Annotated in this window: 9 protein-coding genes; all 9 read left to right on the top strand. The window is 34.2% G+C overall.

What is annotated here, in order from left to right; translation table 11 throughout:
• Positions 1-12: 12 nt before the first annotated feature.
• The 9 genes from QLS71_RS17520 to QLS71_RS17480 all read left to right on the top strand — a co-directional run bounded on the left by QLS71_RS17520 (position 13) and on the right by QLS71_RS17480 (position 15,348).
• The gene (locus tag QLS71_RS17520) at positions 13-3,177 is read left to right on the top strand and encodes a TonB-dependent receptor (RefSeq protein WP_308992080.1); all 3,165 of its coding nucleotides are present in this window, start codon (positions 13-15) and stop codon (positions 3,175-3,177) included.
• Positions 3,178-3,188: 11 nt separating this feature from the next.
• Positions 3,189-4,940 (top strand): RagB/SusD family nutrient uptake outer membrane protein, encoded by a 1,752-nt coding sequence (locus tag QLS71_RS17515; RefSeq protein WP_308992079.1) that lies wholly within the window; start codon positions 3,189-3,191, stop codon positions 4,938-4,940.
• Between the two features lie 93 nt (positions 4,941-5,033).
• Positions 5,034-5,918 carry a carbohydrate kinase gene (locus QLS71_RS17510; RefSeq protein ID WP_308992078.1) on the top strand — a complete coding sequence of 295 codons (885 nt, stop codon included), beginning with the start codon at positions 5,034-5,036 and terminating at the stop codon, positions 5,916-5,918.
• Positions 5,919-6,084: 166 nt separating this feature from the next.
• The gene (locus QLS71_RS17505) at positions 6,085-6,483 is read left to right on the top strand and encodes a hypothetical protein (protein WP_308992077.1); all 399 of its coding nucleotides are present in this window, start codon (positions 6,085-6,087) and stop codon (positions 6,481-6,483) included.
• 95 nt (positions 6,484-6,578) lie between these two features.
• The gene (locus QLS71_RS17500; protein WP_308992076.1) at positions 6,579-10,964 is read left to right on the top strand and encodes a CusA/CzcA family heavy metal efflux RND transporter; all 4,386 of its coding nucleotides are present in this window, start codon (positions 6,579-6,581) and stop codon (positions 10,962-10,964) included.
• Between the two features lie 4 nt (positions 10,965-10,968).
• Complete coding sequence (locus QLS71_RS17495; protein WP_308992075.1) at positions 10,969-12,156, top strand: efflux RND transporter periplasmic adaptor subunit; 1,188 nt, start codon at positions 10,969-10,971, stop codon at positions 12,154-12,156.
• A gap of 169 nt (positions 12,157-12,325) precedes the next feature.
• Positions 12,326-13,234 carry a DMT family transporter gene (locus tag QLS71_RS17490; protein ID WP_308992074.1) on the top strand — a complete coding sequence of 303 codons (909 nt, stop codon included), beginning with the start codon at positions 12,326-12,328 and terminating at the stop codon, positions 13,232-13,234.
• A gap of 112 nt (positions 13,235-13,346) precedes the next feature.
• Entirely contained in the window at positions 13,347-15,203 is a 1,857-nt protein-coding gene (locus QLS71_RS17485) for a DNA topoisomerase IV subunit B (protein WP_308992073.1), read from the top strand.
• 10 nt (positions 15,204-15,213) lie between these two features.
• On the top strand, positions 15,214-15,348 hold the full coding sequence (locus QLS71_RS17480) for a hypothetical protein (protein WP_308992072.1): 135 nt from the start codon (positions 15,214-15,216) through the stop codon (positions 15,346-15,348).

The following is a 15,348-nucleotide window of genomic DNA, read 5'->3' as shown; positions in this document are numbered from 1 at the left end:
AACTAAATTATTATGAAATGTAAAAAAATCTTATTGTTAACGCTGTTTGCGTTTCTGAGCATAGTTGTGCAAGGGCAAATTAGTGGTACTGTTACGGATAAGGCAGATGGTATGCCACTTCCTGGTGTATCGGTAATAATACCTGGAACCACTCAAGGAGCTGCAACAGATTTTGATGGAAATTATACACTGGAAAATGTAAGTGGTGATGCCACATTGGTTTTTAGCTATATAGGTTATAAAAGCCATGAAGTAAAAATAAGCAATCGTTCTATTGTAAACGTGGAGCTGGTTGCAGATGCTGCACAACTTGACGAAATTATTGTTACGGGTTATGCTAGAGAAAGAAAGGTGGACGTAACAGGAGCAATTACCGTAGTAGAACTAGGGCCTACTGAAGGTGTTAGTATGAGTTCAGGTAGTGCTATTCAAGGATTGCAGGGGCGAGTACCAGGCGTTTTTATTGAAAAATCCGGAGATCCAACAGGAGCCAGTAGTAATATTTTAATTCGTGGTGCTACCACATTAGGAAATAATGCCCCCTTGTTTGTTATAGATGGTGTTCCAACAGTAAGACAGGACGTGTTCTCTAGTATCAACCCAAGTGCTATCGAATCAGTTCAAGTGCTTAAAGATGCATCGGCTTCTTCTCTTTATGGAGCTCGGGCAGGAAACGGGGTAATAATTGTTACCACTAAAAACAGTGCTAAAGCTGCTGGTGGTGAAAAATTTAAAGTGAGCATAAATTCAAATATATCGGTACTTTCAGAAAAGAAACAACGTTATGATATGCTTAATGCTCAACAAAGAGGTGAAGTATTATGGCAAGCTTCAGTAAATGACAATTCTGATCCTAATTCAGGATATGGTGAGATATATGATTTTGATTGGAACGGAGACTTTAATAATCCTGTTTTAAATAGTGTTACTATACAGCCATTTGTGGGAGGCGATACTAATGTTCCTGTTGGTGATACAGATTGGCAAGATGAAACCTATCAAACAGGTTATGTATATAACAACGAAATATCTGTTTCTGGAGGTACTGATAATTCTTTCCATTTACTTAACGTTGGGCATTTAAGAAATACAGGTATTTTAAAACACACGGGGTATGAAAGAATTTCTGCAAAATTAAATTCAAATTTTAATTTATTTAATAATAGATTAAGAGTTGGGGTTAATACACAAATGTTCACATCCGATGAAACCTTGGCTTCACCAGATGTTGGTAGTGCACCTACGCCTGGTTTGGCAATTTCTTTAGCACCAACCTTACCGGTTTATGATGCTGATGGCAATTTTGCTGGTCCTTTAGGTTCGGGCTATTCTGATAGAAACAACCCTGTTTTAATGCAGTATATAAACCGTTGGGATAACACCGATAGAACAACCATATTTGGAAATATATGGGGTGAATTCGATATTATTGAAAATTTAACTTTTAGAACAAGTTTAGGTTTAGACTATAACGATTATCATAGAAAAGATATTGAAACTAAAGTTAGTAATGGATTTATTACAAGAAGCAATAATAGGCTGATACATGATACTAGTAAATTTACCAGTTTAGTTTTTACAAATACGTTAAATTATCAACTAGAACTTAATGACAAACATAAAATTGGTGTTTTACTGGGAACAGAATCTATACAAGATGATTTTCAGAGTGTTAGTGCGCAAGCAGATGGTTTTGCGGTTGAGACTGAATCATTCTTTCAGCTAGATGCTGCAACTGGCGCTAGAACCAATTCAGGTTCTTCAACAGGAAGTCGTTTATTGTCGCAATTTGGTAAAATTAATTACGGCTATGAAGACAGATATTTGGCTTCTTTCACATTGCGTCGCGATGGGTCTTCAAGATTTGGACCAGATAACAGATATGGTGTTTTTCCAGCAGCAACTGTTGGTTGGAGAATTAGTAACGAAGAATTTTGGAAAGACAATGATATTGTAAATTCATTAAAATTTAGAGCTGGTTATGGTGAAGTAGGTAACCAAACCATAGGCGATGTAGCGCGTTTCGGTTTGTTTGAATCTAGATATGGAGCAAATCAGAGACAGGCAGCCGGAGGTGATTTCTTCTTTGATACTTTTTATAATGTTGGTACTGCTTACGATTTAAACGGAAATAACACAGGTAATTTACCTTCTGGCTTTGTGTCTATTCAAGCGGCAAATTCTGGTTTAAAATGGGAAACTACCAAAGAGATTAACCTTGGTATTGATTTTACATTGTTTAATAATAATGTAGTTGGGTCTTTTGACTATTTTACAAGAGAAACATCAGATATTTTAACAATACCTCCAATTGCATCGGCAATAGGCGAAGGTCAATTACGAACATTAAATGGAGCTACAACCGAAGTAAAAGGTTGGGAGTTGGCTTTAGGTTATTCAAAAACATTTGACAATGGTTTATCTTTTACCGTAGCAACCAATTTTGGTTCCTTTAAAGATGAGATTACCGAATTGCCTGCTGAAGTTGTTTCTGCTTTTCCAGGAACTGTTGATAATTCTATTATTGGTCACTCCCAGTTTTCAATTTTCGGTTATAAATCAGATGGCTTGTTTCAAAGTCAAGCTGAAGTAGATTCTAGCCCAACACAAGTTCCAGCGGGAAGACCAGGTGGAATTAAATATAAAGATATAAGTGGTAATGGAAGTATAGGTGTTGAAGATAGAGATTTCCTTGGAACAACCTTGCCAGACCTTGAGTATGGTATTAGAATTGATTTAGCGTACAAAAATTTCGACTTGTCGTTATTTGGATCTGGTGTAACAGGAAGAATAGGGCAAGATCCTTATATCTTTTGGAACAATTTTGTACAAGGTAGAGAAAATGCCGGACTTGGTGTATTGGGTGCTTGGACCCCAACAAATACAGATTCCAATATTCCATCATTAACACTTGCTAATAATGATAATAGGATTTCAGATTATTTGTTTAGAAATAACTCTTATTTCAAATTAAGAAACCTTCAATTAGGGTATTCACTTCCAGAAGACTTAATAGAAAATTGGGCAGGTATGTCAAGCTGTAGAATTTATTTTCAAGGAGAAAATCTATTCTGGTTTACACCAAGCGATTATATAGGTGCAGATCCTGAGCGTACAGATGTAAATAGAATTCCGGTACCTACAACGCTGTCTTTAGGACTTAACATTAACTTTTAAAAATGGTAAACATGAAAAAATATATAAAAACAGTATTAACAGGAATTATGGCAGCATCTGTATTGTTTGCTTGTTCCAAAGACTTTTTAGATTACGAACCGGAAGGCGTATTATCTAACGAAAACGTAGCAACTGCTGAAAATGCAGAAGCTTTAGTAGTTGCAGCTTATGCTGGAATTGCCAATGATGATATGGTTGGGCCTTTAACCAGTATGTGGGTGTATGGTAGTGTACGTTCTGATGACGCCTATAAAGGAGGCGGCGGACGTGGCGATGTTGATGTTGTAGATAGATACGAACAATACAACTTAACTATTGCTGATGATCCATTAGATTGGATGGCACCAAGAACTTGGACAAACTATTACGCAGCGATTTCAAGAGCAAACTTTGCCTTAGATGTAATTAACCAAATTCCAGATGCAGATTATGCAGATAAAACAACAAGACAAGCAGAACTTAGGTTTTTAAGAGCGCATTCTCATTTTGTTCTAAAATTATTATTTAAAAAGATTCCTTATATCACAGAAGGTTTAACACAGGAAGAAATCTTAGAAATTGACAATCGTTTAGATAATGATGATTTATGGAACACTATAGCAGACGATTTTTTGTTTGCATATAACAATTTACCACCATCACAAGATCAAGTTGGTAGAGCCGATAGAAATGCGGCGGCGGCTTATTTAGCGAAGCTACGTTTGTATCAAGCATATGAACAAAACGATACACATCAAGTAACCAATATTAATCTGTCTCGTTTGCAGGAGGTAATAGATTTTGCAGATGAAGTAACTGGTGGATTGGAACCAGATTACGGTAATAATTATTTGGATGGTTTTGATAATGGTCCTGAGTCCATTTGGGCAGCACAATTCTCTATTAATGATGGAACCACCGTTGGAAGAGTTAGTTTTGTAACGGGTTTAAATTCACCACATGGTACTGGGTTATATGGTTGTTGTGGTTTCCACTTAGCAAGTCAAAATATGGTAAATGCCTTTAAAACCGATCTTGTTACTGGGCTACCGTTATTAGATACATTTAATAATACTAATATTTTTAATGTAGTAGATGGTAATGGAGAAACTCCTTTGGCGGTAGGTATCACTTTAGATCCACGTATTGATCATACCGTTGGAATCCCTGGGCGTCCATTCAAATATCGCAATACAGTAAAAGAAGCTGGAGATATGATATATAACTTTAGTTGGGCAAGAGACCCGGGTGTATATGGTTACTTTGGAAATATGAAAGAACAACAAGCACCAGATTGTTCATGTTATGTAAAAGAAGGTCCGTTTGTAGGGACCTCAAAAAATATAGAATTTATTAGATATGCCGATGTGCTTTTATTTAAAGCCGAAGCTTTAATTCAATTAAATCAAGTAGATGATGGCATAACAATTATTAATGAAATTAGAACACGTGCAGCAGCTAGTACCCAAAGACAAATAAATGCTGGGGCATCAAACGTTTACAACGTTGGCATGTACCCCATGGGAATGCTTAAGGCAGATGCTATTAAAGCATTAATGTTTGAAAGACGTTTAGAGTTTGGTATGGAAGGTCCAAGATTTTTTGATTTAGTAAGATGGGGAATGGCTGAACCAGTACTTAATGCATACTTAGCTATTGAAAAAACAAGAAAAGATTTCCTTACAAATGCTCAGTTTACGGCTGGTAGAGATGAATATTATCCTATTCCACAAAGAGAAATTGATTTTACAGGAGGTTTGTATGATCAAAACCCTGGGTATTAAAAGTTAATTATTATTTATTTTGTTTAGTTTTTTTAATTCCAGAAGTTTTTATAAATTAAAGACTTCTGGATTAATATTTATAAATATAAGATGATGTCAAAGATTACATGTTTTGGAGAAGTATTATGGGATGTGTTTCCAACACATAAAAAAATAGGAGGTGCCCCCTTAAATGTAGCAAACAGATTGCAGGCATTTGGCAATGATGTAACCATGATTAGTGCTATTGGACAAGGTGAAAATGGTGCTAAAATACTTAAATACCTAAAAGAGAGTGGTATTAATACCGGCTGTATTCAAGTACATAATGAATACAAAACAGGAAAAGTAAAAGTGATGTTGAATGAAAAAGGATCGGCATCTTATGACATAAAATATCCAAGAGCCTGGGATAAAATAAGATTAACAGAAATAAACAAAGGAGCAGTTAAAAACTCTGATGCATTTGTTTTTGGGAGTTTAGCAGCAAGAGATGATAGTTCTAGAAATACGCTGCTTAAGCTCATAGAACTTGCAAAATATAAAGTTTTTGATCTTAATTTAAGACCGCCATATTATACCAAAGAACTTTTAATTCAATTAATGAATGAAGCCGACTTTATTAAATTTAATGATGATGAATTGTATGAAGTAAGTGGCTATTTAAACTCTAAGTATCGCTCTATGGAGCAGAATATCCGGTATATTTCTAAAAAAACAAACACCAAACACATATGCGTTACAAAAGGACATCATGGTGCTGTTTTATTTTATAATGATAAGTTTTATTATAATAGCGGTTATTTAATAAAAGTGATTGATACCGTTGGTGCAGGCGATTCATTTTTAGGTTCGTTAATAAGTCAACTATTAAACAAAGTTAACCCACAAGAAGCGGTGGATTTTGCATGTGCCGTTGGTGCGATGGTAGCGCAAAGTGAAGGAGCTAACCCCCAAATAACACAATCTGAAATAGAAACTTTTATAAATCCGTATTAATTAAAAAAAGGAAAAATAATTTTTGATTAAAAAGAGTAGATATAGAACATGTTTTTAGGTTTATTGTATTGAAAACGACCATTACTGTTATCAAACAGCTTGATGTATCGGTAAATAATTTTTGTACGGACTATTACATTAAATAATTTATATATTTGTATTAATTATGAAATTAATTACATCTATATCTCTGTCAATATTATTTATGTTTCAGGCTATAATGCCTAACATAGACATGGGATGTGAGTTTCAAAAAATTGCAGCAATTTATTCGCATTATCAAGAGCATAAAACCTTTGATGGAGATACCTTCTTAGATTTTGTTTTGGAAGATTATATACTTAATGATGGAAGCTCAAAAGAGCACCATGAAAATTCAAATCATCATGAAGCGCCATTGCATAATTCGCATCAATGTTGTAGCCATGTGACATTCTTTTTTCCACAACAATCCCAATTCATTTTAGAACCTTTTAGACATAAAGAGAATTTAAAATTCGATTATTATAAAGTATTCCTTTCTTCTACATATTTAGACACTTTATTTCAACCACCTCGGGTTTAAAAATGGTAGTTCCTGAAAAGCGGGAACAGTAGGTATTATAGTCTTGATATTTCAAGAAACTAGATTATTTCACAAACATTTTTAAACTTTTTTTTATGCTTAATAAAATTATTAGGTATTCCATAACCCATAAATTGGTTATTGGATTACTCACATTGGCTTTAATTATTACGGGGGTGTATTCGCTTCGTCAGCTCCCAGTGGATGCTGTGCCAGATATTACCAACAATCAAGTTCAGGTAATTACGTCTTCACCAACACTTGCTGCCCAAGAGGTGGAGCGTTTAATAACGTTTCCCATAGAAATCACCATGGCAACCATACCACAAATTGATGAAATCCGTTCCTTTTCACGGTTCGGCTTATCAGTGGTTACTATTGTTTTTGAAGAAAATGTTGATGTTTATTGGGCTCGACAACAAGTTAACGAACGTCTGGCAGAAGCGCAATCTGAAATTCCAAAAGGTATAGGAAAACCAGGAATAGCCCCTCTAACTACCGGTCTTGGGGAAATTTATCAATATGTGGTTACCACTAAGCCAGGTTATGAAGACCGTTATGATGCTGTTCAATTGAGAAGTATTCAAGATTGGATTATTAAAAGACAACTTTTAGGTACAAAAGGTGTTGCCGACGTTAGTAGTTTCGGGGGCTATTTAAAACAATATGAAATAGCGGTGCGCCCCGAGCGGTTAAATGCAATGAATATTTCTATTTCTGAAATTTTTAAGGCTTTAGAAACTAACAATCAAAATACAGGAGGTGCATACATTGAAAAAAATGATAAAGCCTTATTTATTAGAAGCGAAGGATTAGTTGGTTCTATAGAAGACATTGAAAATATCCTAGTAAAATCAACTGAAGATGGGATTCCCATTTTAATAAGTGATGTGGCAAAAGTTCAAACAGGAACAGCCATTCGGTATGGTGCAACTACTCGTAATGGAGAAGGAGAGGTTGTAAGTGCTATTGTTATGATGTTAAAGGGAGCAAATTCAGCACAGGTTATTACAGACGTTAAAGCTAAAATTGAAATTATTAGCAAAACATTACCCGAAGGCGTTGTTATTGAACCGTTTTTGGATAGAACAAAATTAGTTGATAATGCCATCGGAACAGTAACCACAAATCTTGTTGAAGGAGCACTTATTGTTATTTTTATTTTACTCTTACTATTGGGTAATTGGAGAGCAGGATTAATTACAGCTTCGGTCATACCATTAGCCTTATTATTTGCGTTTTCTATGATGCATGTTTTTGGGGTTTCAGCAAATTTAATGAGCCTCGGTGCCATTGATTTTGGATTGATTGTAGATGGTGCAGTCATTATTGTTGAAGCTACTTTATTTCATTTAGCAGCATTACAGTTGAATCGGAAACTTACACAAAATGAGATGGACGAAGAAGTCTATCAATCTGCCAGCAAAATTAGAACCTCGGCAGCATTTGGAGAAATCATCATTTTAATTGTGTATTTACCCATATTGGTTTTGGTAGGAACAGAAGGTAAAATGTTTGGACCCATGGCACAAACAGTGAGTTTTGCCATTTTGGGAGCTTTTATACTTTCCCTAACTTATATTCCTATGATGTCTTCGCTTGTTTTAAGTAAAAGAACAGCACATAAAAAGAATATTTCCGATAAAATAATGAATTTCTTTTATCGTATTTATGAGCCCATTTTGAAAAGAGCCATGAAAACACGCGCTTTAGTAGTTTCAGTAACTATCATACTATTTATCATCGCTTTTATGGTCTTTACACAATTAGGTGGTGAGTTTATTCCAACACTCGAAGAAGGTGATTTTGCAGTTGAAACAAGAGTTATTACAGGGAGTTCCCTTTCTAATACCATAAAGGCAACTACTAAAGCCGAAAAAATACTTTTAGATAATTTCCCTGAAGTGGAGCAAGTGGTTGCTAAAATTGGCTCTGGTGAAATTCCAACAGACCCGATGCCTGTTGAAGCAGCCGATTTAATGATTATTCTAAAAGATAAATCAGAGTGGGTTTCAGCTTCCAGTAGAGAAGCATTGGCCAATAAAATGGCTAAAGCTTTGGAGGTTATTCCAGGAGTTACTTTTGGTTTTCAGCAACCCATTCAGATGCGTTTTAATGAGTTAATGACGGGCGTACGTCAAGACGTGGCTGTGAAAATTTATGGCGAAGATTTAGAACAATTATCAACGTATGCAAATCAAATTGGCAAAATTGCTACTACCGTGGATGGTGCTGTAGATGTTTATATAGAAGAAGTGACTGGTGTACCTCAAATTGTTATTGATTATCATAGAGCACAATTAGCCAAATACGGTTTAGACATACAATCGGTTAATAATACCATTCAAGCAGCCTTTGCAGGAGCATCGGCAGGATTGGTATATGAAGGTGAAAAGCAATTTGATTTAGTTGTGCGTTTGGAAGGCGATCACAGAACAAGTCTTGCCGATGTTCAAAATCTCTACATTAATGGAAAGCATGGTCAACAAATACCACTGCAACAGGTTGCAACAGTTTCCATTATTGATGGGCCTTATCAAATACAGCGTGATAACACTCAAAGGCGCATTATTACAGCATTTAATGTACGTAATCGAGATGTGGAAAGTGTGGTTGAAGAAATAAGGAATAAAATTAATACCCAAGTAAATTTAGCTCCTGGTTATAGTATTAGTTATGGAGGTCAATTTGAAAATCTGGTTGAAGCAAAACAGCGTTTATCTATTGTAGTTCCTATGGCATTGTTGCTTATTTTTATCTTACTGTATTTTACTTTTGGGTCTATAAAACAAGGTGTTTTGATTTTTACAGCCATTCCGTTATCTGCTATTGGTGGCGTTTTTGCACTTTGGCTTCGCAATTTACCATTTAGTATTTCAGCAGGGGTAGGGTTTATTGCGCTTTTTGGAGTAGCAGTTTTAAATGGAATTGTATTAATTGCGGAATTTAACCGTCTTAAAAAAGATGGAGTTTCAGATGTTTTTGAACGTATTTATCAAGGTACCAAAACACGCTTAAGGCCGGTGATAATGACGGCAACAGTGGCTTCTCTAGGGTTTTTGCCGATGGCACTTTCTCAGACTTCAGGAGCCGAAGTACAACGCCCTTTGGCTACGGTAGTAATTGGCGGCTTAGTGACCGCCACTTTTTTAACTCTTATAGTCTTGCCAATTCTTTATTATTATTCAGAAAAAAAATTAAAAATGAAGTTAAATAAAACCGGGTTAATACTGTGTGTAATCTTGTCTGGAAGTGTATATTCAATGAAGGCACAAATAAATCCAAAAATAAAGGTATACAACAATTTGGACGCTGTTATAAATGTGGCATTAAAGAATAATCCAAACATTGAAATATCCAAATTACAAACAGACCAAGAACGCGCTATGAAAGGTGCAAGTTTCAATGTACCAAAAACAGAGTTTAGTTTAGAATATGGTCAAACCAATAGTGCTATTGATAATGATACCCGATTTAGTGTGAATCAAACCTTTGCATTTCCTACGTTATACGTCAATCAGAATAAGCTTTCAAAAGCAAAAATAGCATCAAGTATACGTAATCAAGAAGTTGTTGAAAATGAGTTGGTTGCACAAATAAAATCGGTTTATTATGAACTCTGGTATCTTAAAAGCAAACAAAGCGTTTTAGAGCAACAAGATAGTATTTACAAAAAATTTCAGCTTGCAGCAAGCCTGCGCTTCAAAACAGGAGAAAGCAATGCTTTGGAAAAAGCGACCGCCCATGCAGAATTAGCTGATATTGAAATGGCAAAGCAAAACAATATGTCTACTATAAAAACCTATCAATTTAGGCTACAAAATCTGTTAAATTCAGACAGTTTGGTTGATATTAATGTTGGTGATTTAAAAGTAACACCAACATTCCTATCAGAGCAGCTAATAGATACTGTATCTGTTACTAAAAACCCTTTGGTATCCTTTTATAAATCAAAAATAGACGTAGCTGAAAAAGAGCGTTCGGTGGAATCATCAAAAATGCTTCCCCATATTACTTTGGGTTATTTTAATCAATCCTTTATAGGTAATGGCGAAACAGTCAATGGTACGTCAACTGTATTTGATTCAGGAGACCGTTTTACAGGTGTACAATTGGGTTTAAGTATCCCCATTTTTTTTAAGGCGCATACATCAAAAATTAAAACGGCAAAAATTCATAAAATGGAAATTGAATCCCAATTAGAAGCCGTTACAAACCACACCCAATCACAGTTACAAACCGCTTTTGAATCCTTAAAAAAAGATAAAGAAAATTTAGAGTTTTACAGCCTTAACGCTTTGCCCCAAGCCGAATTATTATTAAAAAGTTCACAACGTGGTTTTCAGGAAGGAGAAATTGAATATGTAGAATATGTACAAGGACTTAATAGAGCTTTAGCTATACAACTTAAATATTTAGATTATATCAATCAATATAATCAAACCTTAATTACCATTGAAAAACTGACATCAAATAACTAAGAATATGAAAAACATAATATATAAAATAATGCTATCTATAGTACTAGTTTTAGCAATAGGATGTAAAGAGAAACCAACGAATGAGGTTGAAGGTACTCATAAAACCAAAAATGAAAATATCGTTGAATTAACAGAAGCACAATTAGCACAAACAGAAATTAGTATTGGAAAAGTTAAAAAACGTAAAATTGGTCATGAAATTACTGTAAACGGGGTCATAGATGTGCCGCCTCAAAATAACATTTCGGTAACAGTGCCTTATGGCGGCTTTTTAAAGCAAACAACGATGCTTTCAGGAACTAGATTAAAAAAAGGACAAATTATTGCATCCGTTGAAAACCCTGAGTTTATAGAGTTTCAAAGAGCCTATTTAGAAGCATTGGCAAATAATGAATATTTAAAAGCAGATTTTGAAAGACAAGAAACTTTAAATAAAGAAGAGGTTACTTCTACCAAAGTATTTCAAAAAGCAAAAAGTAGCTATTTAACCAATAAGGCAAACATTCAAGCATTAGAGAGTAAATTACGTTTGATTGGTATTAATCCGTTAAGCGTAAAAAACGGCAAGATTGCTTCAGTTATAAATGTGTATTCTCCAATTAATGGCATTGTTAGAGAAGTTTATATTAATAGAGGTAAGTATTTTAATCCACAAGATGTATTAATGGATATTACAAATGCTTCTGATTTACATGTAGAGCTTAAAGTATATGAAAATGATATTCACTTAATTAGAGTTGGTCAGCGCATTCGTTTTAGACTCGCTAACGCCCCTGATACATGGATGGAAGCTAAAGTATTTCTTATTGGTAACAATGTTCGTAACGATAGGTCCATCACAATTCATGGTCATTTGAAAGAGGAAAACGAAGCATTGTTACCAGGTATGTTTATCAATGCTAATATTGAAGTGGAAGCTGTTGAACAATATGCTATCCCTGAAGAAGCCATTGTTAGGTTTGAAGGCAAACATTATATTTTTACATCCTTAGGTAAAAGAAAAGAAGGGGTACAGATGATGCATGATTACGAAATGCTTGAAATTATAAAAGGGAATGAAGAAGAAAACTTTGTTGCATTTACTTTTGAAGATCCTTCTCAGAACGTTTCAAAAATGGATGTTGTTTTAAAAGATGCTTTTACTCTTTTGGCAAAAGCTAAAAACAGCGAAGAAGAAGGACATGGACATTAATAAATACCTAGAGATGGTCTTGAAAATTTATTTGTGATAGATACTAGCATAAATTGAATGAGTTGACTTTGTCATTTATTATTATTATTTCTAATCATATTTCATTTGAACATCGTAATTTATTTCTACTTTAAGTATTTACAATTTACGCATACTTTATATTCGCTTCATGCAATCAAAAAAAAAATTAATCTCAGGTGTCTTAATTGGAATTTTAGGAATTGTCCTATTTTCATCCAAAGCGGTAATGGTAAAATTGGCATATCAATACGAAGTGGATGCGTTGAGTCTTTTGTTGTTGCGTATGGTGTTTTCATTTCCATTTTATTTGGTAATAGCCATTATATATAGCAGAAAAGAAAATCTGAGCGTTATTGTTAAAACCGATTATTATTGGGTGGTGTTTTTTGGGGTGGTAGGTTACTATTTGTCTAGTTATTTTGATTTTGTAGGGTTACAATATATTAAGGCAAGTTTAGAACGTATTATATTGTTTTTGTACCCAACAATGATCATTATTTTTAATAAATTATTTCTTAAAAAGCCAATAAATTCAACACAAGCACTGGCTATATTTCTAACCTATATTGGTATTGTTATTACGTTTTGGGGTGAAGTGGCTATTTCTGGTGCCGATACATATATAGGAGGTTTTTTTATCTTGCTTTGTGCCATTACTTATGCTACTTATTTAGTAGGGAGTGGCTGGTTAATACCAAAGTTTGGAGTAGTAAAATTTACGGCATATGTTATGGTAGTTTCCTGCTTTTGTGTATTCATTCATTTTGGGTTATTTTCTAAAGTTGATGTTTTTGGTTTGCAATGGGAGGTGTATTTGTTAGGTTTCTTAATAGCCATTTTCGCTACTGTTATTCCATCTTTTTTGGTGTCTGAATCAATTAATCGTATCAATTCTTCAAATTTTGCAGTTATTGCAGGGTTCGGACCTATTTCAACCATTATACTAGCGGGCATTTTTTTAAATGAAGTACTTACATTATTACAATTGTTTGGTGCTTTGGTCGTTATTTTTGGTATTTTATTAGTGTCTTTAAAAAAGGGAAACACCAGTAAATAGGGGTTCTCAACAAAATGTATGTTATATTGTTAATTACTTTGTGTAATCGTAGTTTCTTTTTTTCTAGGGTTGTATTATATTAGCGTCCAATCATGAAATCCTACTCAAATCTATGGCTGAATTAACCGATTATACCGAAGATAATATACGTTCATTAGACTGGAAAGAGCATATTCGTATGCGACCAGGGATGTATATTGGGAAACTTGGTGATGGGTCTTCACCAGATGATGGTATTTACATTTTACTTAAAGAGGTTTTAGACAATTCCATTGATGAGTACGTCATGGGGGCAGGTAAAACTATCGAAATCACTATTCAAGGTAGCAAGGTATCCGTTAGAGATTACGGACGTGGTATTCCCTTGGGAAAAGTGGTAGATGTGGTTTCCAAAATGAATACAGGTGGAAAGTACGATTCGAAAGCTTTTAAAAAATCGGTAGGTTTAAATGGGGTTGGTACAAAAGCTGTGAACGCTTTATCATCATTTTTCAGAGTAGAATCCAATCGTGATAATAAATCTGCTTCTGCAGAATTTGAGCAGGGTAATTTAATTAATCAAGATTTATTAGAAGATATAACTCGCCGAAAAGGAACCAAAGTATCGTTTGTTCCCGATGAAACCATTTTTAAAAATTATAAATACAGAAATGAGTATATTGTTAAAATGCTTAAAAATTATGTATACCTAAATCCAGGGTTGACCATAGTTTTTAATGGCGAAAAGTATTTTAGCGAACATGGTCTTAAAGATTTATTATCTGAAAACATTAACGAATCTGATAGAGCTTATCCTATTATTCACTTACGAGGAGAAGATATTGAAGTTGCGATTACCCATAGTAAAACACAGTATAGTGAGGAGTATCATTCGTTTGTAAACGGTCAAAACACAACTCAAGGAGGTACACATTTAAATGCATTCCGAGAAGCTTTAGTAAAAACCATTCGCGAGTTTTATGGTAAAAACTATGATGCTTCCGATGTTAGAAAATCTGTGGTAAGTGCTGTCGCTATTAAGGTCATGGAACCTGTTTTTGAAAGTCAGACGAAGACAAAATTAGGTTCTACAGATATGGGAGGCGAATTGCCAACCGTAAGAACTTATATAAACGATTTTTTAAAAACGTATTTAGACAACTATTTACATAAAAACCCGGAAACTGCAGAAAAAATTCAACGCAAAATTCTACAAGCAGAACGTGAGCGTAAAGAACTTTCTGGCATTCGTAAATTAGCAAAAGACCGTGCAAAATCAGCCAGTCTTCACAATAAAAAACTACGCGATTGCCGTGTACATTTTGGAGATATTAAAAACCAACGCAATTTAGAATCGACTTTATTTATTACAGAGGGCGATTCGGCTTCTGGAAGTATTACCAAATCACGTGATGTAAATACTCAAGCGGTTTTCAGCTTAAAAGGTAAACCCTTAAACAGTTATGGTTTAAGTAAAAAAATTGTTTACGAAAATGAAGAATTTAATCTATTACAAGCCGCTTTAAATATTGAAGAATCGTTAGAAGATTTACGTTATAATAATGTAGTTATAGCTACTGATGCCGATGTAGATGGGATGCACATTCGGTTGTTGTTAATAACCTTTTTTCTACAATTCTTTCCAGAAGTTATAAAAGAAGGACATTTGTATATTTTACAAACTCCTTTATTTAGGGTGAGAAATAAAAAAGAAACCATTTATTGCTATTCAGAGGATGAAAGAAGAAGTGCGATAGAAAAGTTAAAGCCCAAACCCGAAATAACTCGATTTAAAGGTCTTGGTGAAATCTCACCAGATGAATTTGTTCATTTTATTGGAGAAAATATCCGTTTAGATCCCGTTATGTTAGATGATAATATGTCTATTGAAGATTTATTATCGTTTTATATGGGTAAAAATACACCAACCAGACAAGAATTTATCATAGATAATTTAAAAGTAGAATTAGATATTTTAGAAGATAATTAAATTAAAAATTATGTTATATAGTAAAGAAAAGTTAGAATCGAGAAAAACCATTTACGATTTAGTAAACTTATTTAATAGAAATTTAAGCCATAAAAGAGCGAATGGTTTTAACAGAACCACACTTAGCGGAAAGCCACGAAAATAA

It is taken from the genome of Mariniflexile litorale (assembly GCF_031128465.2).
Lineage (GTDB): Bacteria > Bacteroidota > Bacteroidia > Flavobacteriales > Flavobacteriaceae > Mariniflexile > Mariniflexile litorale.
This window is presented reverse-complemented; position numbering and strand designations above follow the sequence as displayed.

What these genes read in the sequence shown, in the direction of transcription:
- QLS71_RS17510 (WP_308992078.1), top strand. Translation starts at nt 5,034, where the DNA reads ATGTCAAAGATTACATGTTTTGGAGAAGTATTATGGGATGTGTTTCCA.
- QLS71_RS17485 (WP_308992073.1), top strand. Translation starts at nt 13,347, where the DNA reads ATGGCTGAATTAACCGATTATACCGAAGATAATATACGTTCATTAGAC.
- QLS71_RS17495 (WP_308992075.1), top strand. Translation starts at nt 10,969, where the DNA reads ATGAAAAACATAATATATAAAATAATGCTATCTATAGTACTAGTTTTA.
- QLS71_RS17480 (WP_308992072.1), top strand. Translation starts at nt 15,214, where the DNA reads ATGTTATATAGTAAAGAAAAGTTAGAATCGAGAAAAACCATTTACGAT.
- QLS71_RS17490 (WP_308992074.1), top strand. Translation starts at nt 12,326, where the DNA reads ATGCAATCAAAAAAAAAATTAATCTCAGGTGTCTTAATTGGAATTTTA.
- QLS71_RS17515 (WP_308992079.1), top strand. Translation starts at nt 3,189, where the DNA reads ATGAAAAAATATATAAAAACAGTATTAACAGGAATTATGGCAGCATCT.
- QLS71_RS17505 (WP_308992077.1), top strand. Translation starts at nt 6,085, where the DNA reads ATGAAATTAATTACATCTATATCTCTGTCAATATTATTTATGTTTCAG.
- QLS71_RS17500 (WP_308992076.1), top strand. Translation starts at nt 6,579, where the DNA reads ATGCTTAATAAAATTATTAGGTATTCCATAACCCATAAATTGGTTATT.
- QLS71_RS17520 (WP_308992080.1), top strand. Translation starts at nt 13, where the DNA reads ATGAAATGTAAAAAAATCTTATTGTTAACGCTGTTTGCGTTTCTGAGC.